The organism is Donghicola sp., from assembly GCF_025210255.1.
GTDB classification, from domain to species: Bacteria; Pseudomonadota; Alphaproteobacteria; order Rhodobacterales; family Rhodobacteraceae; genus Donghicola; species Donghicola eburneus.
The window spans coordinates 406,951-427,166 of the sequence record NZ_JAOARZ010000022.1; the positions used below are offsets into that span (position 1 = coordinate 406,951).

The following is a 20,216-nucleotide window of genomic DNA, read 5'->3' on the forward strand; positions in this document are numbered from 1 at the left end:
GTCGGGTGAACTCTTATATGAGCGCACTTGTGCAAGCCCCTGGGATGGGAATGATTTAATGGAACTGCGTAAAAAGATTGGCGCCGCACTCAAGGACGCCATGAAAGCAAAAGACGCCACACGGCTGTCGACGCTGCGCCTGATCAATGCGGCCATCAAGGATCGCGAGATCGCGCTGCGTGTCGACGGCGAAGAAGCCGTGATCTCGGAAAGCGAAATTCAGGCGATTCTGGCCAAGATGGTCAAGCAACGTCAGGAAAGCGCTAAGACCTATGAAGAAGGGGGCCGGCTCGATCTGGCTCAGTCCGAAGAGGCGGAAATCGAGATCATCGAAGAGTTTTTGCCCCGCCAGTTGGATGAGGACGAAACCAAGGCGGCGATCGATGCGGCCATCGCCGAGAGCGACGCGTCCTCGATCCGCGATATGGGCAAGGTCATGGGCCTGCTCAAAGAGAAATACATGGGTCAGATGGACTTTGGTCTGGCTGGTCCTCAGGTGAAGGCCCGTCTGTCGGCCTGACTTAATTGAGGGATTTGCGAGGCAAATCCCTCATCGCCTCCGGCGCGGGGGTATTTTTTCCAAGATGAAGATCAGTCGAGCGCAAAGTCCTGACGGATTCGTGCCAGCGTTTCAGGGTCGGTGACCTCGAAGCGTTCGGCAAAGCGTTGCTTGAAGCTCACGCGGCCGCGGCGTGCACCGAAGTTTTCGCCGTGGTTGAGTAGGTAGAGCGCCTTTGGTCCGCTCAATGGAGACAGAGGGCGGCCTGCGAGTTTTGCCAGATAGGGGAACATGCGGTGTTCGTGCTGCGTCGACTCTTGGATACGCGCTGTTTCGGCGTCCGGGTCTGAGGTGAAGTCAAAAGCAAGCGCTGCGCAACTGCCGCAGAGTTTCCAGAACGGTTTGCGCAGGGGCTGCGCTGCGCTGGCGGGGGCGGCGAGGGCGATGCGATTGTTACCCACGTCAAACACGTAGCCTTGGCTCATCAGATAACCGCCTGCTGCGCGCCGGGTGTGCATTTCTTTGACCAATGCGGGATGCGCGAGATCATCTGCATCAAATGTCATGGCGTAGCCTTGGGGGATCCCAAGGGTCGGAAGGGTTTCGCAGAGCTGCCTCAGCTTGGCCCATTTGTCATTGCCTTCGATTTCTTCGGTGAAGGGGACAAAGGTGATGCGAGCATCATCGGGCAAATCAGGGCAGGTCTGGCCGCAAATCAAAACACGCCAGTTCGGATCTGTCTGTGCGATGAAGCTGAGTAGGGTGGCGTTCAGGCGCTGGCACACCGCCTGCCAGTCGCCCACGTGGTGCGGACCCACCAGCGGGATCAGGAAGATCGATGTCGGATTTTCGGGGGCACGTGGTGGCTTCAGGCTGCGCAGGGTCAAAGCCGCGCGCTCAGAGGGCTGAAGATCGGAGTTCTTGAGCAATAGGTCAGGCCCAAACAGGCGTGCCGCAGTCAGCAGGCTGAAGCGGCGCATTTTCGGTGTGGCAGGAACCTGGGCCATAGACGGGCTTTCTATTGTTTGCGCGCCGCGCGCGGAAGGGCGAGGAGAAGCTCCGAGTAGAGCTCTTTGCGCTCGTCTTCGCTCAGAAACGCTCCTATCTCAACCTCTCTGCTGTTGCCCTTGAGGGTAACATAGTTCGGAACGGGGCCGCCGCGCGGATGGAGGCTGACTTTGGCCCAGTAGATGTTGCAGGTCCACTGGCTGGTTTTTCCGGTCTTGTCGCGGTGCAACAGGTCGACCCGTTCCGGCCAGAGGGTCATCGTCTCGATCACATCCCCGTCGCGGTAGCTACGTTGAAGCAGGTACCACATCAGGCCCATGGCGATCACGATAAAAGGCAGCAGCCCCCACATCACCGGCGATCCGATCATTGCGATCAGGGGCAGGGCGATGAACGCCGAGGTGATCGCAAAGAAGGTGACAAACCCTTTGCGGGGCAAAGAGCGGTAGGGCCATAGATGGAGTTCGGCCAGCGGCCCCTCTGACTCTGTCGGGGTGTCGGGAAGTTCTTTGACCCATTCGTACGGCATCAGGACCTCTGCAGCTTGGAGGAACGAAAAAGGCCCGGACAGTGTCCGGGCCTTTGAAGGTCTATGGGATCAAGCCCGGGATTAGTGGGCGTGGCCCTTGTCCCAGTCTTCCTGCTTCGGCAGCTGCTCGAAGGTGTGCTCGGGCGGCGGCGAGGGCAGGGTCCATTCCAGAGTATCCGCGTACTCGTTCCAGTAGTTCGCGCGGGTCTCTTTCTTGCCGTAGAACAGCGAGTAGAACATCACGCCAAAGAAGAACAGGAACGAAGCGAAGGCGATGAATGCGCCGATCGACGAGATGGTGTTCCAGAAGGCGAACGCTTCGGGGTAGTCGATGTAGCGGCGGGGCATACCCTGACGGCCCAGGAAGTGCTGGGGGAAGAAGGTCAGGTTTGCGCCGACGAACATCGCCCAGAAGTGCAGCTTGCCGGCCCACTCGGGGTACTGGCGACCAGTCACTTTGCCGAAGTAGTAATAGATACCGGCAAAGATACAGAACACCGCACCCAGCGACATCACATAGTGGAAGTGCGCAACCACGTAGTAGGTGTCATGGTATGCACGGTCCAGACCTGCCTGCGACAGGACAACACCGGTCACGCCACCAACGGTGAACAGGAACAAGAAGCCCAGCGACCACAGCATCGGGGTTTTGAACTCGATCGAGCCGCCCCACATGGTTGCCAGCCAGCTGAAGACCTTCACGCCGGTGGGAACCGCGATAACCATGGTGGCCATCATGAAGTAGGACTGCTGACGCAGGCTCATGCCGACGGTGTACATGTGGTGCGCCCATACGACGAAGCCGAGAACACCGATCGCAACCATCGCGTAGACCATCGGCAGGTAGCCGAAGACGGGCTTGCGCGAGAAGGTCGCAATGATGTGGCTGATCAGGCCAAAGCCGGGCAGAATGATGATGTACACTTCGGGGTGACCGAAGAACCACAGGATGTGCTGGTACAGGATCGGGTCACCGCCGCCAGCAGGCTGGAAGAACGCGGTGCCGAAGTTGCGGTCGGTCAGCAGCATGGTGATCGCGCCGGCCAGAACGGGCAGCGACAGAAGGATCAACCACGCGGTGACGAACACGGACCAAGCGAACAGCGGAACCTTGTGCAGGGTCATGCCAGGCGCGCGCATGTTAAGGAAGGTGGTGATGATGTTGATCGCACCGAGGATCGACGACGCACCCGATACGTGAACCGCAAAGATTGCGAGGTCCATCGAGTATCCGGCTTCGTTGGTCGACAGAGGCGCGTACAGAACCCAGCCAACACCCGAACCCAGCTGGTCGTTACCTCCGGGAGACAGGAGCGACGCAACACCCAGCGCGGTACCAGCAACATAGAGCCAGTAGCTGAGGTTGTTCAGACGGGGGAACGCCATGTCCGGCGCACCGATCTGCAGCGGCATGAAGTAGTTGCCAAAGCCGCCGAACAGCGCGGGAATAACGACGAAGAACATCATGAGGATGCCGTGATAGGTGATCATCACGTTCCACAGGTGTCCGTTCGGGGTACACGTTGCATCGCTTGCAAAGAAACGTGCGCCCTCAAGGCACATGTACTGAACGCCAGGATGCATCAGCTCCAGGCGCATATAAACGGTAAAGGCGACCGAGATCAGACCTACAAACGCCGCGGTAATGACGTAGAGGATCCCGATGTCCTTGTGGTTGGTCGACATGAACCACCGGGTAAAGAAACCCCGGTTGTCTTCATGCTCGTGGCCTTGAATGGCTGCGTCCGCCATACTCTTGCCTCCTGCTGGTTAGACTTTGGGCGCGAAGAAAACTCCGCGCCCGGATTCCATTCGGTTTTTAGATTGCGACTTTGACTTCGGCAATGCACGACTTTGACGCAGATCAAAAAAATGTGGCCGAAGGTGTGGTCACATGTCGCAGTCGCGGCTTATTCCACAACCGAAGAGAGATAGGCGGCGATGTCTTCGGCGCTTTTGATACGCTGAGCGGCCATTTTCGACTTGGCGCCATCGTCACCAGTGACCTCTTTGAGGTAGCTGCTGGGGTCGGGCAGATAGGCCGCGAGCGTTTCTGCAGTCCAGACCAGACCCGCTTCGCCTGCTTCTACCATCGAAGAGCTGTATTTGTAGCCGTCCAGCGTGCCTGCGGTGCGGTCCATGACACCATAGAGGTTGGGGCCAACGGTGCTTTTCGCGCCGTCTTCCAGCTTGTGGCAGGCTTTACACTTACGGAATTCTTTTGCGCCCTTGTCAGCGTCGCCTTCTGCCAGTGCAGGTGCGGCCAGAGCCAGAATAGTTGCTGCTGCGGTAAGGATCGTCTTCATTTCTCTTCCCTTTACGTTGCTTAAAGCGAACAAAGCACACTTCCCCCCAGAAGTGCCACTCCAATAATGGAAAGCAAATGCGACCTTTCGCTTAGTTGCTTTCCAGTGGGGGAAATCGGTCTTCGAATGTACGTTGTAGGGCGACGTCCAGATCATCCATTGTGACAGGAAGTCCCAGGTCGACCAGACTGGTCACCCCGTGCTCGCGAATGCCGCAGGGCACGATGCCGCCAAAATGGCTCAGGTCCGGCTCGACGTTGATCGAAATTCCGTGGAAGCTGACCCACTTGCGCAGACGAATACCAATCGCGGCGATCTTGTCCTCGGGCTTTGCTCCTGTCGCGGTCAAGGGCTTGTCGTCCCGCGTCACCCAGACACCGACGCGCCCCTCGCGGATTTCGCCTTTGACATTGAACTGGTCAAGCGTGGCGATCACCCATTCTTCTAAATCTTTGACAAATGCGCGCACATCGTGGCCACGTTTGCCGACATTCAGCATGACATAGGCGACGCGCTGGCCCGGCCCGTGATAAGTGTACTGGCCGCCACGCTTGGTGGGATAAACGGGAAAGCGGTTGGGGTCGGTCAGATCCTCGGTTTTGGCCGAGGTGCCCGCAGTGTAAAGGGGCGGGTGCTCGACCAGCCAGATCGCCTCGTCCGCTTCGCCCGCGGCGATCTGGGCAGCGCGCGACTCCATAAAGGCTTCGGCCTCTCGGTAATCTGTCAGCCCCTCTGAGATGATCCACTCGACCATTTTGCGCCCCCGATTTGGTGATCGACCAATTTTTTAAGGGGTGTAAGGCCTTCCTTACTAGGTCACAAGCGCGATTCGAGGCATAGTTTACTGACTATTTTGAAGACCTGACTTGAATACCCGATTGAATTTAACCGCTTGCGCCGCATCGCTGTGATTCCTTTTGGCTCGTTGTTTGTCGTGATTGGGCGCTGGCTCTGACGGAGGGCCAGATATGGCAAAATACTCCCTTCCGACCGGTGTGATCGCCGGTGTCCTTTCCCTATCGCTTGCCACGAATGCGCTCGCTGATAATGATTTGCTCAAAGGGTTGGTGATCGGCGGTGCCTTGGGGGCAATCGCGAACAGCGCGGCGTCAAAGCAGCGCACAACGACCAAGACCTACGTTCAGCCGCGCTCGAGCGGCGTGTCCTCGGCCCAGCGGGAATCTAACCGAGAGGTTCAGCGCGCCCTCAACCACTTCGGCTTTCCTGCAGGGACTGCCGATGGTGTGCTTGGGTCCAAATCCCGCTCTGCTATCTCACAATATCAGGCGCTTTTGTCTTTTCCCGTGGATGGCACGCTCAATGACATCGAGCGGAACATTCTGGTGACCGCGTACCAGCGGGCCATGATGGGCGGGCAGTATGTCACTCAAACCGTCTCGACCCACCCCATGGGCATGCGCGGGCTTCTGATGAAGCAAAAGGAAGAGGCGCTCGGCGTTGGGGGCACGACGCAGATGTCTGGCAACTACGGAGGCCTGCCGCCGGAGGTCGCGCAAGCCGTGGACGAGATCGCCCGCAATTCTGGGGTCGAGGGCACCGCGTTGATGCAGCGCGCGGGCTTCATCCAATTGGCCGACATGAATATGGACGGGAAAACCGACTATCTGATCGACACCTCAAAAAGCGGTTCGCAATTCTGGTGCAGCGCCCAAAGCTGTATCGCGCGGGTGTTTGCATCGACACCGACGGGCTTCCAGCAGAATGACTTCCAAGTCACGAGCCGCGAGCAGATCATCCCAGCGGCCTTCTCTTGCCAACAGGGGAATTGCACCCTGAATGACCTTGCCCCGCAGGCCATTGGCACCGCGCCGGTGGCCCCTGTGGAACCGGAAGAGGCTCTGCCAAAAACCGAGATGGCCTCGGCCAATGGGCCAATGGTTCCGAATTTCTTCAAGCCCGCAGAGACTGCCGTCTCGGTCAGCGCCGCGCCGTTCTGTTCCAAAATCGCAGTGAATACGGCAAAAGCGGGTGGCCCCGAGACCGCAGCCGCGATGACCAGTCCCGCCCAAGCCATCGGCGAGCAGTTTTGCATGTTGCGGGACATCACCATCGACCGCAGTGAAACGCTGCTCTCCAAGATCGAAGGCTTCACACCACAGCAAATTGCAGAGCAGTGCGCGGGCTTTGCAGAGCACCTGTCGCCAGCGATTGCAGCCGCAGCAGCGGGCGAGCGCGATCAGGCGTTGGCAGCGACCACGGCGGTGCTCCAAGAGCTTGGTATGCCTGCAGAGCAGATCGCGGGGACTGCGCAGATCTGCCTTGGCGTTGGCTATCGGACTGACACCATGCCCACAGCGATTGCGTCGGCCTTGGCATTATCGGCAGTGAATCTCGGCGCTTATGAAGAGATGGTCGGGCATCATCTGGCGACCGGAGTAGGAGGCACTATGCGTCCTGATTTGGCCGTGGCTTGGTATGACAATGCTTTCGAAGCCACGCAGAAGGCCAGCGCGGAGCCGCTGCGCGCGCCCGAAGACGCAGAGGGGCAGACATTGGTCGTAGCTGCCTCGCACAAAATGACGGGGGCTGCAAAACCCAAACTGAACCTAATGGATTTCGGCGCAGCCGCCGGAGCAGCGTCGCAATAAGGGCCGTTTCGCCCCATACCCCCACGGCGCGCGACGGTTGGAAACACCAGTCGCGCGTCACTCGAAAAAATATGGAAAAGGGTGAAAAATCCGCTTTTCATCTGCAGCGCGACTCGCTAAGAACCGCGCACCAAGTCAAGACAGTGCGGTCGTGGCGGAATTGGTAGACGCGCAGCGTTGAGGTCGCTGTGGGGTAACTCCCGTGGAAGTTCGAGTCTTCTCGACCGCACCATCGACATCGCAAGGGTGATGTCAGGCATCTCTACAATAGCATGTTTGCTCCCGTCGCGTCAGCGGAACGGCATTTTGCGTTTCGCCGTCTAGTGAATTGGTCTAAAAGCAATAAATGCCCAGCCGATGCCAAGGTGCTTTTATGCAAGATACCTCCGGACAGCCGCCCCTGCGTGCGGCGTCGATCGCCGCAACGCTCGAAGCGGAAATCATTACGGGCCAGATCACTGGTGGAACCAAGCTCGACGAGCAGGGGCTCGCTGAGCGGTTTGATGTGTCGCGCACCCCTGTGCGAGAGGCGTTGCACCTGTTGGCGGCGCGCTCTTTGGTCGAGCGCGTTCCGTATCGTGGGGTTGTTGTGCTGGATATCACACCCGAGCGAATTGAGCAGATGTTCGAAGCGATGGCCGAAGTCGAGGCGCTCTGCGGTCGGTTCTCGGCGCAGCGAATGACTATCGGCGAACGCGGTGCTTTGCAGGTTTTGCACGATGAGATGCAGATTATGGCGGAGAAAGAGGCCTACAATGACTATGAGGCTGCCAATACCCGTTTCCACGCCATGATCTATGATGGTGCCCACAACGCGGACATCGCCGAATTGGCGGACACCCTGCGGCTGAAGCTGGCACCGTTTCGCCGGACCCAACTTAAATCGGCTGCGCGCATGGAAAAGTCTTCGGCAGAGCATCAGGACATTGTCACGTCTATCGTAGACAACGACCCCGCTGGAGCGGAACGGGCCCTGCGCCGTCATTTGATGAGTGCGGCGCAGCAAGTCCTAGGTCAGATGCGCTAGGGCTTAGCCCACCACCGACATCAACATTCGCACCGCCGTGATCCCGAGGAACACGGCAAACGCCCGCTTGATCCATTTGGGGTCAACGGTGTGCGCGATTTTGACGCCGACCGGCGCGAAACCCACGGTAAAGGGTAGGATAATCGCCGCAGCGGGCAGGTTCACATAGCCGAGCGACAGCGGTGGGCGGTCCGGTACGCTCCAGCCTGCTGTGATGAAACCGATGACCGCAGGCACCGCAATCAAGATACCAAAGGATGACGCCGTCCCAACTGCGCGGCGCACTTCGACCGAATAGGCGACGAGCAGGGGCACCGACAACGTGCCACCCCCAATTCCCATCAGCGCTGAGAAGAACCCTGTGACATAGGAAAAGGCCCCATTCAGGGCGGCGGAGCCCGGCAATCTATCCGAGATCACAAGTGTTTTTGGTGTCGCCATGTTGATCGCAACGAGCAGGGCGATTGCCCCAAAGATCACGCGCAATCCATCGCCATTGATGTATTTGGCTGCCAATCCGCCGCTGAGCGCACCGAGCACTATGCCGGGAGCCCACTTGCGAAGCAGGTACTTGTCCACCGCGCCGCGCTTGTGATGAGCTCGCGCCGAAGAGATTGAGGTAAAGATAATGGTCGCAAGAGAGGTCGCGACGGCCATATGCATTGAGAGGTCCGGCGGGAAATCGGTCACGGACAAAATCCAGAACAGCACCGGAACGAGAACGATGCCTCCGCCAACCCCAAGCAGGCCGGCCATAATGCCCGCTATGATCGCTGTAGCGATGACACCGCCAAGCAGAAAGATCATGTCGAGTGAGGAGAGCGTGTCCATTGGGGCCTCTGGCTAGTTTTGAATACGAAGATAGGATTATTTCAATTTATTGTATACAATAAATGGCACTGACGTAGCGAAGTTTTGTTCGCGCGTCGGGCAGCGCTGCTTTACCTCTATAGGGAAAGAGGAATGGAGGAGCAGATTATGGCTGTCGGAATCAAGGATCTGATGGAAGAGGCCCGCGCGGATGTGCGGTCAATCACAGTCGAGGAGGCGAATGCGCTACGCGATGACCCCGAGACTGTGTTTGTCGATATTCGCGATGTCCGAGAGCTAGAGCGCGACGGCTTGGTCGCGGGTGCGCGGCACGCGCCGCGGGGTATGCTGGAGTTTTGGATTGATCCGGATAGCCCCTATCACAAGCCGTATTTTGCAGAGGATAAGACTTTTGTTTTTTACTGCGCCTCTGGATGGCGCTCGCTTTTGGCTGCGCAGGTCGCACAGCGCATGGGACTGCGCTGCGCGTCGATGGAAGGGGGTTTTGGCGCGTGGTGCAAAGCCGAATTGCCAACGGAAACCCGCGATTAGGGCAGTATCGAAAGCCATCCCCAAACGGTGATGATAGAGCCTGCGGTCGCCAGCAATACAGCCGAGGCGGCTACACGCCGCGCCCGTCCATACATGTTGGCAAACAGGTAGGCATTCACGCCCGGCGCCATGGACGCGGTCAGGATCAGCGACCGCGTCTGATCGACGTTCAGGTTCTGCATGTGGCCAAGGGTCCACGAGATCGATGGGTGCACCACAAGCGAGACAAAGCAGACAAAAGCAATCGTCTTGAGGTCACCTTCGGGGCGGTAGCGGTAGAGCACACCACCAAGGCCAAAGAGCGCGACGGGAATGGCCGAGCGGATCATCATGTCGATCGCATCATTCAGCGGTGTCGGCAGGGTCAATCCGGTCAGATTTACCACCAGACCCGTGCTTATGCCTAGGATGAGCGGATTGCGGAACATCGCCTTAAGGACTTTGGGGGCGATGACGGCGGGGCCAGCCCCTTGGGCGCGGGCGATCTCCATCGCGGTGATCCCAAGCCCGTAGCAAAAGGGCGAGTGCATCGCGATGATCGCGTAGTTGTTCGTCAGAGCCGCCTCGCCATAGGCGCGTTCAGTGATCGGAATTCCCAGCAGCAGCGAGTTTGAGAACAGACAGCAGAACCCGATGGCGACCGAGTCCTCCCAGTCACGTTTGAACACGTAGCGCGCGACAAGCAGGCCAAGGATAAAGCCGCCGACAGCGCCACCGTAAAAACTGCTCAGCAGGCTAAAATCAAAGTTCGCCTTCAGGTCCAGCTGGGAGATGCCGCGAAACAGCAGGCAGGGCACCGCAAAGTTCTGGGCAAAGCGCATGACACCGTCGACAGCACTGTCCGAGAATAGCTTGCGCCAGGTAACCAGATACCCGAAGCCAATGACGATAAAAACGGGGACAATGACTTCGAGCAGAATTTGCATTTAACCTGGATACCTTAGGACCATACCATCGTAAGCAGGGGATACATGGTCCGGGGTCTCCGCTTCAACGTCTGCGTAATCAAGATCGATATGCATATTCGTCAATACGGCTGTGCGCGGTTTCGCTTTGTCGATCCACTCCAGCGCTTTGTCGAGGTGCGCGTGGGTTGGGTGGGGCTTGCGGCGTAGGGCATCTACGATCCAGCATTCAAGGCCCTCTAGTGCGGGCCATGCATCGGCGTAAATCTCTGAAACATCAGGGAGGTACGCAATGTCCTTAATGCGGAACCCGAGGGAGTCGATGCTGCCATGGGCGACTTTGAAGGGGGTCAGCGTCACGTCACCGCCCGCGCCAGAGATCGTCACCGGTCCTTTGATCGTGTGCATGTTCAGGATCGACGGATAAGGCGAGCCCTCTGGCTGCACGAACGCATAGCTGAACCGCGTGAGCAGGCTGTCTTGGGTGTCGCCATCTGCCCAAACGTCCAGCTGATGCCCCAGGTTAAAGACCACTTGGCGCAGGTCGTCGAGCCCGTGGACGTGGTCCGCATGGGCATGTGTGTAGACAACGCCATCCAAGGTCCCAGCACCAGCTCCGATCAGCTGCGCCCGCATGTCGGGCGTTGTGTCGATCAGAACACGGGTGATGCCGTCTTCGGTTTCCCGCTCGACCAAGAGCGAGCAGCGACGGCGGATGTTCTTTGGGTTATCGGGGTCGCATTCGCCCCAGTGCCCGCCAATGCGGGGCACCCCGCCGGACGATCCACAGCCCAGAATGGTAAAGCGCAGCTCGGCCATTTACGCCGCCTCTTGATAGGCCACGACCTTGGAAAACAGCCGCTCGAAGTTGGCCTGGGTGGCAGCCGCGAATTCTTCGTAGCTGATGCCGAAAGCCTCGGCACCCTTTTGCGCGGTGTGCACGGTATAGGACGGCTCATTGCGTTTGCCGCGATAGGGCGGCGGGGCCAGATAGGGGCTGTCGGTTTCGACCAGAATGCGGTCCAAGGGCGCGGCGGCAAAGATATCGCGCAGGTCTTGGCTTTTGGGGAAGGCAGCGATGCCGGACATGGACAGGTAGAACCCCAAATCCAGCGCTGCACGTCCCAGTTCTGCGGAACTGGAGAAGCAGTGCATCACGCAGTCATAGGCGCCGTTCTTGTATTCCTCGGTCAGGATGCGCGCCATATCCTCGTCTGCGGAGCGCGCGTGGATGATCAGGGGCAGGCCGCTCTGACGGGCCGCAGCGATGTGGATGCGCAGGCTCTCTTGCTGCACCTGCGCGCTTTCGGCGGTGTAGAAATAATCCAGACCCGTTTCGCCAATGCCCACCATTTTCGGGTGCTTTGTCAGCTCCAGAATTTGGTCCACTGTCATGGGGGGATGTTCTGCCGCACTCATGGGATGGACGCCAAAGGTATAGAATACCTGCGCATAGGTCTCAGCGATTTGGCGAACGCGGGGCTCGTTCTCGAGTTTCGTGCAAATCGACACCATCCGAGTGACCCCAGCGCCGAGGGCGCGTTCGACGATCTGATCCAATTCGCCGTCGAAATCGGGGAAATCCAGATGGCAGTGACTGTCGGTGATTTCTGCTGTCGCGCTCATGCTCCACCCGCTGCCGTTCTGTTCATATGAAACAGCGTATCTAGGATGAGCGCGGAAGGGTCAAGGTTCACCGCCCGTCCGTGACGGAAACGTGCCAGGATGTCTTGCGCCTGATCGGCCCATTTGCGTGCTGCCCACGCATCGGGCGCAAGCTTTGCGAAGACCTGCGTTTCATGGCCGGTAGCGGGCATAGGGGCAGGGACGCCAAGGCTGCCTTGGCGCGCCATCCGCGCGATCGCCAGATCCAGCAGGGTTTCGAACAGCTCTAATTTGGCGTCATTGCCGCGTGCGGCCAGATGGTCAGCGAGCTTGATCGCTTGGGGCTGATCAAGGCGCGGCATCGTGTCCATCAGGCTGATCAGTTGTTCGTAGAGTTTCAGCCCGTCCAGCCGGATCAAGCGCATTGCTCCGCCGACTGACCCTCCGGATAAGGTTGCGAGCGCGGCGGCATCGTCTTCGGGTTCTGCGCCTGCTTGGGACAGGGCCGCGGTCATGTTCCCCGCATCCAGCGGACGCAGGCGCAACTCGCGGCAGCGCGATCGGATGGTCGGCAACAAGCGCGAGGGCTGGTGCGAGACCAAGAGGATCGTGGTACGGGCAGGGGGCTCCTCTAGCATTTTGAGGATCGCGTTGGCGGCCTGAACGTTCATGTCGTCGGCGGCGTCCACGATGACCACACGGCGGCGGCCATCCACTGCGGACATTCCAAAGAACCCGTGCAGTTTGCGAACCTCGTCCACGGTGATCATGGACTTGAGCTTCTTGGTTTTGTCATTCCAGCCACGGCGCAACAGGAACAGGCCGGGTTCAGACAGGGCAACGACTTGCTGAGCGACCGGATATTCGGGAGAGACGCGCATCGTCGTGGGCGGGGGCGGCGCACCGAAAAGCCCGCCGTCATCCTCAAGCGGTTGAGACAGGAGGAACTTGGCGATCTGCCACGCAAAGGTCGCTTTACCAACCCCTTGGGGGCCGCTGATCAGCCAACCATGGTGTAGGCGTCCGCTGTTGAAGGCATCCAGAAAGGCTTGCTCTGCCTCGGAATGCCCGATCAGGGTTTCGGTTTCGCGCGGGTGCGGGGCGCCTTCGACGCGGTCTGCCTCTGGGATCAGGTCGTTTTCGGGGACTTCGACCGCTCTCATGAACGGGCCTCGTCGTAATGGGCGCGGATGTCTGCGCGGACGGCTTCGATCGGCTGATCGCCATTCACCACGCGGAAGCGGTCGGGAAACTCGGCAGCGAGCGCCAGAAAGCCGTCACGCATTTTCTGCTGGAGCTCAACGCCCATGCTCTCAAACCGCTCTTCGGCCCCTTGCCGACCAAGCGCGCGGCTCAGGCCCACTTCGGGCGGCATGTCTACTAGGATCGTCAAGTCGGGCTCACGCCCGATCATCAGGTCGTGCAGGGTGTCGACCTTGGTACGCAGATCGCCACGGCTCAGGCCCTGATACATGCGCGTGCTGTCGGCAAAACGGTCGCAGATCACGGTCGCGCCTCGTTCCGTCGCGGGATTGATGACTCGTTCCAGATGGTCGCGGCGCGCGGCGGTAAAGAGCAGCAGCTCTGTCTCGGCGCTCCAGCGATCCTTGTCGCCTTGCAGGACAAGTGCGCGGATTTCCTCGGCCCCCGCGCTGCCACCGGGTTCACGTGTCAGGATGACTTCCTGACCTTCGGCCTGCAGAGCTTCGGCCAAGAGACGGGCCTGAGTGGATTTCCCCGACCCGTCAATGCCTTCGAAGGTGACGAAAAGCCCCTTCGGGGCAGCGGTCTGTGCCATCAGTTTGCGGCAGCCTCGGCTTGTTCATTTAACTTGCGCAGCAGAACCTGCGCGGCGGTGCGAACGCGGCCGGCAAAGCCAGCGCGGGCCACACTGCGATCCGCAACCAAGGGCAGGCGGCGTTCGGGCAGACCTTCGGGGTGCAGGACCAGTTCGGCCAGTTGCTGGCCTTTGGTGATCGGTGCCTCGACAGGGCTGTCGTAGATGACTTCTGCAGGGATTTCATTGCCCGCGAGGACAGGCAGCAGCAATAGCACGTCCTCACGCGGTACGAGGTTTACGCTGGTTTCGTTGCCCATCCATACCTTGGCTGTGGCCAAAGGGGCCGCAGGCTCCGTGATGTGGCGTTCGGCAAACTGGCGGAAGGCCCATGTAGCAATCCGCTCTGCCTCTTCGGCGCGCTGCGCCTGCGAGGCCAGACCGCTCATGGCAAAGATCACGCGGCGTTCGCCCTGTTTGGCCGACCCGACCAGACCATAGCCCGCCTCTTCTGTGTGGCCGGTTTTCAGGCCATCAGCCCCGATGTTGAGACGCAGCAAGGGGTTGCGGTTTCGTGTGTTTTGCGGCGCGCGGCCATCGAACGCGAACTCCTTCTGCGCGAACAGGGGGTAATACTGCGGGAAGTCCTGCATCAGGCGATCGGACAGCACCACCAGATCCTTCATGCTCATGCGGTGACCGGGTGCGGGCCAACCGTTCGAGTTCGCAAAGGTCGAGTTGGTCAGGCCAATCTGCTTGCCCCGCTCGGTCATCATGCGGGCAAAGCCAGCCTCAGTTCCGTCCGGCGACAGGGCTTCGGCCAGAACGGCGCAGGCGTCGTTGCCAGACAGCACGATCACGCCGCGGATCAAATCCTCGACCGCGATCCGGTCTGTGGTGTCCAGAAACATGGTCGAGCCGCCATAGCTCATGGCGTGCTGAGACACAGGCAGGCGCTCGTTCAGGGTGAGACGCCCGTCACCGAGCGCCTCGAAAGTCATGTAAAGCGTCATCAGCTTCGACATCGACGCAGGGGGCAGGGGCTGGTCGGCGTTTTTGGCCAGAAGCACCGTCCCCGTCGTCTGGTCAAAGACATAGGCCGCCCGCGCTTGCGTATCAAACGCATACGCCGGAAGGGCCGTCGAAGCCACGAGGGCTGCTATCATCAGCAGATTACGCATTACAATTTCCTCTGGTCGGAGGTCAGTCTGTTACAGAATAGGCGTCCGTAAATCCGGCCGCTTTTACTTTGGTCAATGTCTCGGCGCGCTCGTTGGCCGACATGGCAGGGCCGACGATGACGCGCCAGTAGGGCTTGTCCTTAATGGTGGCGGACAGAACCTCGGTCTTAAGGCCAAGGTCGCGCATCTGTTCGGCAGTGCGATTGGCGTTGGCTTGAATGCTGAAGATGCCGATCTGGACATAAGGCTTCGACAGGTTGCTGGTCTGCGGGGCAGGGGCCGCGACGGGCTCTGGCGCGGGGGCATCGATCGCTGCTTCGGCTGCTTCAATAGGGTCGAGCGACTGGGTCTCGACCTCGGGCGCCTCTGCGATTTCCTCAGCAGGCAGGATGACAGCCTCGGCTTCGGGCTCGGCCGCTTCTTCGCGGCGCAAGGCCGTCACAGTGATGTCCACGGGCGCCCCAGCCAGCATTCCGAGCGCTTCGGCAGCGTCAGAGGACACCTCGATGCGCGGGCCGGGGTTGGTGCGTTCGCGGCGGAACAGGGCGCCAATGACGAACGAGCCGTTGCTTTCATTGCGGATGATCACACGCTCGGGTTCCTTGACATCAGGATGAGCGACCCACACACCGCCAAGCGACGGGCGACCGTCCCAGAGGCCCTTTTCACTGGCCTGAAATACATCCGGTGCTTCGACATCGCGCTCAACACTGCGCGTCGCGGTTTGCCCTGCGGACGCTGCAACGGCGCTGTCCTCTTTCTTGGCCAGAGGGTTCATGCCCTCCATACAACCTGCCACGAGCGAAAGCGCCGCGATCCCAACCAAGGTGCGTGTCACCAAAATCCCAGCCATTCAGAACTGCCCTCTGCCTGCGGCGTCTTGTTGCGCCGCCCCCATTTGTTACCAGCTTGCCGTTTTTCCAAGGCAATGCAGGCGTAACTGTAATGAAACCTGCCCCCCTTGGGAAGTGTCGCGCTGATATTGGGCAGAATTTCACCAACACGTTGCGGTGTAACAGGTCTTTTCGAATCGAATGCTTCATTGTAACTCGTCCGAACCACGGAGGTTTGGCAGAGTGGTCGATTGCGGCGGTCTTGAAAACCGTTGGGCGTGAGAGCGTCCCCAGGGTTCGAATCCCTGAGCCTCCGCCAAATACCTGAATTAAGGTGTTGTTTTTTCATAATAAATGGGGAATCCTCGGGTTTGTTCCCACATCCATTCCCACACTTGCGACGCGCGTCTACTGCCTGCCCTCAATCCTCCAGCACATCATCGCCCATCTCACCCGTGATTAGGCGGCGTTGGGTGTCGCGGTCGATTTGGCCATAGCTGCGCAGAGTGGTCAGAACGTCCGTATGGCCAAGATTTTGTGACAAAGCCACCAGTTCCGCCACCGACTCGCTGGTTTTCGCGCCGTGGCGGGCCAGCATGTGTCGGAAGGCGTGCGGGCCGAAGGCCGGGAGCTTGGCCGCCGCAAAGGCACCGTTAACGATCTTGCGCACCGGTTCTGATGTTTTCCACGCTCGCCGCTCAAAGCCATCCGCTGCAAAACCCGTGTTGGATTGAGGCGCAATCGCAGTGGCCGGGAAGAGCGGATCTTCAGGGCCAAACAGTGCTTCGTCTTCAAGATACTCTATCCACGCGGTCAGTGCGGCTTCGGCTTCGGGGAAGCCCTTGGAAAAAAAGGTGTGAAGGCTTTTGCCGAACTTCGTTGCCACCTCGCGCGGGTTTTGCGTGACAGATTTTTCCTCCAGATCGACGTGTTTGATCCGCAGGGAGATCAATGCCCCTACGCGCACGCCCGTCAGGCAAAGTAGAGCAAAGATAGCCTTGTCGCGTTTTTCGCGCGGGCTTGTCTCCGGCATCAACGCCAAGGCGCGCTTGGCCTGTTTGATCCCCGGCGCGGCGCGTGGCGGTGCGGCGCGGGCTTCGGCCTCGTCACGGCGCGACAGCTTGAAGTAGTCGGCATCAGCCGTTCTGATCCGGCTGCGAAAGCCGTCCTGCTGTGACAGCCAGATCGTGAACTCGCGCATTGTCGCCAGCATCGCGCGCATTGTCGATTTGCTCAGAGGTCTTCCGTTCGCGCCCTTCGCCGTCTCAAGATGCGTTCGAAAACCCATTGCCCATTGAATATGAAACAGCGCGAAATCCTTGCGCCCGTTCCAAACATCGAAGCGTTCGAGCGCCGCCAATTCCCGGTCTAACGATTTGTCGGACAGTTGCCGCGCATACTTGCGATAGTCGATGAACTGGCGTTTTAGGCGTTCGTTCTTCTCGTTCGGTCGTTTGGCCATGGTGATCTCCTTTCAGCCTTTCATGTTTGAGGGAGTTGGGGGCTTGTGTCGGTCAAGGCCGCACCCCGGTTTTGCGTTGAGGATATTTCGCACGCTGGGGCGCGACGGATTTCCGGTGCGAAGGTTGCCAAGTTTGGGCCTCCCCCCCCCCGCGCCCGTGGGGCGCTCCCACAATTGGTCACGCTGACATTGTTGGATGCGGTGCATTTCGGGGTGCCTTGCGATATGGCGGGAACTGGAAAAACACGGGGGGCTATGTCCACCACCTTAATGTGTGCTAGTGCCGCGTTATTTTGAGGTCGAGGGTCCGGGCGATTTCCGGGATGCGCGCCTCGGCAACCGGCTTGGAGACGACCGTCCCGCAGGCCTCGCACAATGCGGTCAGCTTCGCGCGTCCCTCCTTGATCTCGCAATCTGCGATGCCTTCCGCCGCGCGCCGTGCCTTGCGACACGGCAGACAGTAGAAGGTGTCGATCCGGGTTTTCACCGAGCGTTTTTCACGCTTCGATTTGATGTGGTCGCGCAGTTCGTCCCCCCGTATCAAAGCAGGCCGCGCCCCGTCCATGACGCGTAAGCCGTCCGAAGCCCAATTGCGGATGGTGCGAGGAGAGACGCCGGAAACCTCCGCCGCCTCTTCGATGGTGTAGCAGCGGGCCGATTTGATCCCGCTCAGGCGTGCTTGTTTCGGCATATTGGCCTCACTCGCCCGCCGTCGTCTCATTGCGCTTCAACCAGTCGCGCAGCGCATCCAAGGTGATCAGGCGGCGCGTTCCGATCTTGACGCTTTTCAACTCGCCCGACGACAAAGCGGCGTAGAGCGTGGTCCGCCCGATGCTGCACAGGCGGGCCGCTTCATTCGGGGAGACGGCGAGGATTTGTGCGGCTTGGTTGATCAGTTCCGGCGTGTTCGTCATGGCTCATTCTCCTTTGTAAGAGCATGAGCGGACGGTGCCGGACGCGAGGTGGTTCAAAACAGAGGCGAGGTTATGAACCAGTTATGACCCCCCGCGCGCTTTTTTGATGTGGCGCTTGATAGTGGGGTCGGACGGTATCGGGTGGTCTGGAAATTTGGTGATGAACGCGGTTCGCACTTCGCGGGCTTCGGCATTTATGCCCTCAACTGCTGCGCCGTCGCGAATGCGACTTTCGATCAACGGCTTGAGCAAATCCCCATGCTCAGCAGGCCGTCCGCCAAGGTTCTTGCGAGGCATTCCTGTTAAAACGCCGGGATCGGCAAGAACATGCAGCGCGCCAGTCGCAGTGTCGATCTCCGCAAGGTCGTCTAGCCGCACCGTCGCCAAGCCAGCCATCGGCAAAGCACCCTGAGCTGTCACCACAAGCCGCCAATCCGAACGGGCTTCACGTCCCAAGGCATCTTGCACTGCGCGCGCATCGTTTTCGGTCGACAACGTCGGATGAAAGTAGATCATCACCGTCGCGGCGTCGGTCTGGACCACGCCGATGCGCCACGTCTCGCCGCAAATGCTGGAGGTCTTGCGCTGCCGACAGCCTAGGGCGTCGGCCAAGCGGTCAATCAATTTTGGAATGTCGGGCAAAAAGGCACCAAGTCGCGCGGGATCAAGCGTCAGAAAGCCGAGGTCTGGGCAGAAATACCCATACTGTTGGCCCTGATAGACAATCGGCGCGGAATGCGGCGCGTCACAGTCATCACAAAAAACCGAGGCCAAGACACCCGTGCTGCGCAGGTAACCATGACGAAGCAACTCGGCAAAGCCATCGTCACCACCGTAGAAATCTGCCGATACCTTGCCGCCTTGGGCGATGATCTCGCAAAGACGCGACGTTGTGCTCACTCGACGACCTCAAACAACTCGGCTTTGGTCGGTGGCGGGTCCAGCAACGCCCAGCGTTCCAGCAGGTCAAAAACAAAAGCCCGCTCCGCCTCGGTCTTGTTCGGCACGCTTGTCGTGTTGGGCGTTCGCAGGGTCACGGTCAGAACATGTCCCTTTTTGCCGTCGCCCGGAGCTTTGAAAATGCGCAAGGTTGCCGCGATGATCTGCCAGCCACCTGCCTGCAAAGGTGACGCACCGCCAAACCGCCTTTGCAGAAATTGATAGAGGGTTTCATCCTCACCGCGCTTTTCGGCCATCAGGAAGGCCCCATCCGTGGATCGGAACGACAGCGAAGAGACCTCAACACGTTCAATTCCATCCGCCGGTTCGGTCCTCAATTCCGGCGCACTCCCTAAAACTTCCAGACGAACATTGCGACGAGGCACCTGAACGGGCGGTTTGGACTGCGGCGCAAAATGTTTGGAAAAGGCTTGCAGATATTGGTCGCGGATTTTGTGGCCACCTTTGGCGCAAATTTCGACAACCCGCTCTTTGGGGTCACAAACAACACCGACCTCAAGAACCTTTTGGCGCGTGTGTCGCTCAAGGCTGGATTCTCCGAAGGCCAATTCGCTTTCGGCGTGGTCCTCGACGTAAATGGTGGCTTGGGTCAGCTTTTTTTCCGCGCCGGTCGCGGGATCAATTCGGACGGGGTGAAACCAATCGGCTTCACGTTTTCGATGCGCAGGCAGTTTCAATATACCGACCGTTTCATCCAAGAATGCATCTTGCGCGCTTTGCTGATCCAGAACCCAAGGCTTGCCATCATCGAGGAATTGAAAACGCGCCCATTGCTTGCCGCCAGATTTGCGCAGGTATGAAGCCTGCACCTGAACCCGGTCAATCATCACCCGGTCATGCTCAGTCGCCAGCATCAAAAGGACGTCTTCCACGCCCTCGCACCCCTCAAGATCGAGGCCTTCTCCCGCACAAACATGCGCCACGCCGTTCATACCATCGTCTGAGGCAAGTTCGGCCAATAGCTCCAATTCAGCCTTCACCGCGTCCTGTCGCGCGTCGGGCAAGCCCGCAATCAGGGCCTCGATGGACGTCACAAACGCCCCACCGCGCCCTTCGCTAACCCAATCGAAATCGCCGTCAGCTTGAACACCTCGCGCCGACAGAAAATCCCGCAAGCGCACGGAAGGAGATTTTCGAATAAATGCACTAAACGATGCCATATCTTGCGCCCGACCAATTGACTTGGGCGAAATATGGGGTTCACGCATGTCCCGCGCAAGTTGTTTGTGTTCAAATTGG

The 20,216-nt window shown here is 59.3% G+C and carries 22 protein-coding genes and 2 tRNA genes; 6 read left to right on the forward strand and 18 right to left on the reverse strand.

The features are described 5' to 3' along the window. The first annotated feature begins 58 nt into the window (after positions 1–58). The gene (locus N4A58_RS09255) at positions 59–520 is read left to right on the forward strand and encodes a GatB/YqeY domain-containing protein (protein ID WP_072706838.1); all 462 of its coding nucleotides are present in this window, start codon (positions 59–61) and stop codon (positions 518–520) included. Positions 521–591: 71 nt separating this feature from the next. Here the strand turns inward: N4A58_RS09255 and N4A58_RS09260 are convergent, their stop codons facing one another. From N4A58_RS09260 to lipB, 5 genes are all read right to left on the reverse strand, one after another. Further along, positions 592–1,506, reverse strand: coding sequence for a hypothetical protein (locus N4A58_RS09260; protein WP_293709031.1), 915 nt, complete (start codon positions 1,504–1,506; stop codon positions 592–594). A gap of 11 nt (positions 1,507–1,517) precedes the next feature. Beyond that, positions 1,518–2,036 carry a DUF2244 domain-containing protein gene (locus N4A58_RS09265; protein WP_072706836.1) on the reverse strand — a complete coding sequence of 173 codons (519 nt, stop codon included), beginning with the start codon at positions 2,034–2,036 and terminating at the stop codon, positions 1,518–1,520. An 81-nt stretch (positions 2,037–2,117) separates the two neighbouring features. After that, positions 2,118–3,788 carry a cytochrome c oxidase subunit I gene (ctaD, locus tag N4A58_RS09270; protein WP_293709032.1) on the reverse strand — a complete coding sequence of 557 codons (1,671 nt, stop codon included), beginning with the start codon at positions 3,786–3,788 and terminating at the stop codon, positions 2,118–2,120. A gap of 158 nt (positions 3,789–3,946) precedes the next feature. Continuing rightward, positions 3,947–4,342, reverse strand: a complete 396-nt coding sequence (locus N4A58_RS09275; RefSeq protein ID WP_293709033.1) for a c-type cytochrome — start codon at positions 4,340–4,342, stop codon at positions 3,947–3,949. Positions 4,343–4,433: 91 nt separating this feature from the next. After that, a complete protein-coding gene (gene lipB, locus N4A58_RS09280; protein ID WP_293709034.1) occupies positions 4,434–5,096 on the reverse strand; it encodes a lipoyl(octanoyl) transferase LipB in 663 nt (220 codons plus the stop codon). 214 nt (positions 5,097–5,310) lie between these two features. Here lipB and N4A58_RS09285 point away from each other — a divergent pair, with 214 nt between their 5' ends. From N4A58_RS09285 to N4A58_RS09295, 3 genes are all read left to right on the forward strand, one after another. Beyond that, positions 5,311–6,951, forward strand: coding sequence for a peptidoglycan-binding domain-containing protein (locus N4A58_RS09285; protein WP_293709035.1), 1,641 nt, complete (start codon positions 5,311–5,313; stop codon positions 6,949–6,951). 145 nt (positions 6,952–7,096) lie between these two features. Beyond that, a tRNA-Leu gene (locus tag N4A58_RS09290) sits at positions 7,097–7,183 on the forward strand. 141 nt (positions 7,184–7,324) lie between these two features. After that, positions 7,325–7,978 (forward strand): GntR family transcriptional regulator, encoded by a 654-nt coding sequence (locus N4A58_RS09295; RefSeq protein ID WP_293709036.1) that lies wholly within the window; start codon positions 7,325–7,327, stop codon positions 7,976–7,978. A 3-nt stretch (positions 7,979–7,981) separates the two neighbouring features. Here the strand turns inward: N4A58_RS09295 and N4A58_RS09300 are convergent, their stop codons facing one another. After that, positions 7,982–8,809, reverse strand: coding sequence for a sulfite exporter TauE/SafE family protein (locus N4A58_RS09300; RefSeq protein ID WP_293709037.1), 828 nt, complete (start codon positions 8,807–8,809; stop codon positions 7,982–7,984). 147 nt (positions 8,810–8,956) lie between these two features. On the opposite strand from N4A58_RS09300, the gene N4A58_RS09305 reads away from it, so the two are divergent. After that, positions 8,957–9,340, forward strand: a complete 384-nt coding sequence (locus tag N4A58_RS09305) for a rhodanese-like domain-containing protein (protein ID WP_293709038.1) — start codon at positions 8,957–8,959, stop codon at positions 9,338–9,340. Here N4A58_RS09305 and N4A58_RS09310 read toward each other — a convergent pair. The 7 genes from N4A58_RS09310 to N4A58_RS09340 are packed head-to-tail and all read right to left on the reverse strand — an operon-like array spanning position 9,337 to position 15,661. Continuing rightward, positions 9,337–10,266, reverse strand: a complete 930-nt coding sequence (locus N4A58_RS09310; RefSeq protein WP_072706829.1) for an AEC family transporter — start codon at positions 10,264–10,266, stop codon at positions 9,337–9,339. The two genes, N4A58_RS09305 and N4A58_RS09310, sit on opposite strands and share 4 nt — an antisense overlap. Further along, a complete protein-coding gene (locus N4A58_RS09315; RefSeq protein ID WP_293709039.1) occupies positions 10,267–11,064 on the reverse strand; it encodes an MBL fold metallo-hydrolase in 798 nt (265 codons plus the stop codon). It lies immediately after the preceding gene. Further along, the gene (locus tag N4A58_RS09320) at positions 11,065–11,871 is read right to left on the reverse strand and encodes a TatD family hydrolase (protein WP_072706827.1); all 807 of its coding nucleotides are present in this window, start codon (positions 11,869–11,871) and stop codon (positions 11,065–11,067) included. It lies immediately after the preceding gene. Further along, positions 11,868–13,013, reverse strand: coding sequence for a DNA polymerase III subunit delta' (locus tag N4A58_RS09325; protein WP_072706826.1), 1,146 nt, complete (start codon positions 13,011–13,013; stop codon positions 11,868–11,870). Before N4A58_RS09325 ends, N4A58_RS09320 begins: the two co-directional genes overlap by 4 nt. Beyond that, on the reverse strand, positions 13,010–13,648 hold the full coding sequence (gene tmk, locus N4A58_RS09330; RefSeq protein WP_072706825.1) for a dTMP kinase: 639 nt from the start codon (positions 13,646–13,648) through the stop codon (positions 13,010–13,012). Before tmk ends, N4A58_RS09325 begins: the two co-directional genes overlap by 4 nt. Next, complete coding sequence (locus N4A58_RS09335; protein ID WP_293709040.1) at positions 13,648–14,808, reverse strand: D-alanyl-D-alanine carboxypeptidase family protein; 1,161 nt, start codon at positions 14,806–14,808, stop codon at positions 13,648–13,650. Before N4A58_RS09335 ends, tmk begins: the two co-directional genes overlap by 1 nt. Positions 14,809–14,830: 22 nt before the next feature. After that, a complete protein-coding gene (locus N4A58_RS09340; protein ID WP_293709041.1) occupies positions 14,831–15,661 on the reverse strand; it encodes an SPOR domain-containing protein in 831 nt (276 codons plus the stop codon). A 209-nt stretch (positions 15,662–15,870) separates the two neighbouring features. Between N4A58_RS09340 and N4A58_RS09345 the strand changes: the two genes are divergently transcribed. Next, positions 15,871–15,960: transfer RNA gene (locus N4A58_RS09345), tRNA-Ser, on the forward strand. Positions 15,961–16,062: 102 nt separating this feature from the next. Here the strand turns inward: N4A58_RS09345 and N4A58_RS09350 are convergent. From N4A58_RS09350 to N4A58_RS09370, 5 genes are all read right to left on the reverse strand, one after another. Beyond that, positions 16,063–17,103: a site-specific integrase gene (locus N4A58_RS09350; protein ID WP_293709042.1), complete on the reverse strand. Its 1,041-nt coding sequence runs from the start codon at positions 17,101–17,103 to the stop codon at positions 16,063–16,065. A 277-nt stretch (positions 17,104–17,380) separates the two neighbouring features. Continuing rightward, positions 17,381–17,794, reverse strand: a complete 414-nt coding sequence (locus N4A58_RS09355; protein ID WP_293709043.1) for a helix-turn-helix domain-containing protein — start codon at positions 17,792–17,794, stop codon at positions 17,381–17,383. Positions 17,795–17,801: 7 nt separating this feature from the next. Continuing rightward, positions 17,802–18,017 carry a helix-turn-helix domain-containing protein gene (locus tag N4A58_RS09360; protein ID WP_293709044.1) on the reverse strand — a complete coding sequence of 72 codons (216 nt, stop codon included), beginning with the start codon at positions 18,015–18,017 and terminating at the stop codon, positions 17,802–17,804. A gap of 81 nt (positions 18,018–18,098) precedes the next feature. Further along, positions 18,099–18,917 (reverse strand): hypothetical protein, encoded by an 819-nt coding sequence (locus tag N4A58_RS09365; RefSeq protein WP_293709045.1) that lies wholly within the window; start codon positions 18,915–18,917, stop codon positions 18,099–18,101. Continuing rightward, positions 18,914–20,137: a hypothetical protein gene (locus N4A58_RS09370; RefSeq protein ID WP_293709046.1), complete on the reverse strand. Its 1,224-nt coding sequence runs from the start codon at positions 20,135–20,137 to the stop codon at positions 18,914–18,916. The genes N4A58_RS09365 and N4A58_RS09370 overlap by 4 nt, the downstream gene beginning before the upstream one ends. Positions 20,138–20,216 lie beyond the last annotated feature (79 nt).

Coding starts and splice junctions, on each gene's coding strand:
- N4A58_RS09300 (WP_293709037.1), bottom strand. CDS start 8,809: ATGGACACGCTCTCCTCACTCGACATGATCTTTCTGCTTGGCGGTGTC.
- N4A58_RS09310 (WP_072706829.1), bottom strand. CDS start 10,266: ATGCAAATTCTGCTCGAAGTCATTGTCCCCGTTTTTATCGTCATTGGC.
- N4A58_RS09340 (WP_293709041.1), bottom strand. CDS start 15,661: ATGGCTGGGATTTTGGTGACACGCACCTTGGTTGGGATCGCGGCGCTT.
- N4A58_RS09315 (WP_293709039.1), bottom strand. CDS start 11,064: ATGGCCGAGCTGCGCTTTACCATTCTGGGCTGTGGATCGTCCGGCGGG.
- N4A58_RS09265 (WP_072706836.1), bottom strand. CDS start 2,036: ATGCCGTACGAATGGGTCAAAGAACTTCCCGACACCCCGACAGAGTCA.
- N4A58_RS09325 (WP_072706826.1), bottom strand. CDS start 13,013: ATGAGAGCGGTCGAAGTCCCCGAAAACGACCTGATCCCAGAGGCAGAC.
- N4A58_RS09335 (WP_293709040.1), bottom strand. CDS start 14,808: ATGCGTAATCTGCTGATGATAGCAGCCCTCGTGGCTTCGACGGCCCTT.
- N4A58_RS09295 (WP_293709036.1), top strand. CDS start 7,325: ATGCAAGATACCTCCGGACAGCCGCCCCTGCGTGCGGCGTCGATCGCC.
- N4A58_RS09260 (WP_293709031.1), bottom strand. CDS start 1,506: ATGGCCCAGGTTCCTGCCACACCGAAAATGCGCCGCTTCAGCCTGCTG.
- N4A58_RS09275 (WP_293709033.1), bottom strand. CDS start 4,342: ATGAAGACGATCCTTACCGCAGCAGCAACTATTCTGGCTCTGGCCGCA.
- N4A58_RS09285 (WP_293709035.1), top strand. CDS start 5,311: ATGGCAAAATACTCCCTTCCGACCGGTGTGATCGCCGGTGTCCTTTCC.
- N4A58_RS09360 (WP_293709044.1), bottom strand. CDS start 18,017: ATGACGAACACGCCGGAACTGATCAACCAAGCCGCACAAATCCTCGCC.
- ctaD (WP_293709032.1), bottom strand. CDS start 3,788: ATGGCGGACGCAGCCATTCAAGGCCACGAGCATGAAGACAACCGGGGT.
- N4A58_RS09355 (WP_293709043.1), bottom strand. CDS start 17,794: ATGCCGAAACAAGCACGCCTGAGCGGGATCAAATCGGCCCGCTGCTAC.
- N4A58_RS09320 (WP_072706827.1), bottom strand. CDS start 11,871: ATGAGCGCGACAGCAGAAATCACCGACAGTCACTGCCATCTGGATTTC.
- tmk (WP_072706825.1), bottom strand. CDS start 13,648: ATGGCACAGACCGCTGCCCCGAAGGGGCTTTTCGTCACCTTCGAAGGC.
- N4A58_RS09370 (WP_293709046.1), bottom strand. CDS start 20,137: ATGGCATCGTTTAGTGCATTTATTCGAAAATCTCCTTCCGTGCGCTTG.
- lipB (WP_293709034.1), bottom strand. CDS start 5,096: ATGGTCGAGTGGATCATCTCAGAGGGGCTGACAGATTACCGAGAGGCC.
- N4A58_RS09350 (WP_293709042.1), bottom strand. CDS start 17,103: ATGGCCAAACGACCGAACGAGAAGAACGAACGCCTAAAACGCCAGTTC.
- N4A58_RS09305 (WP_293709038.1), top strand. CDS start 8,957: ATGGCTGTCGGAATCAAGGATCTGATGGAAGAGGCCCGCGCGGATGTG.
- N4A58_RS09255 (WP_072706838.1), top strand. CDS start 59: ATGGAACTGCGTAAAAAGATTGGCGCCGCACTCAAGGACGCCATGAAA.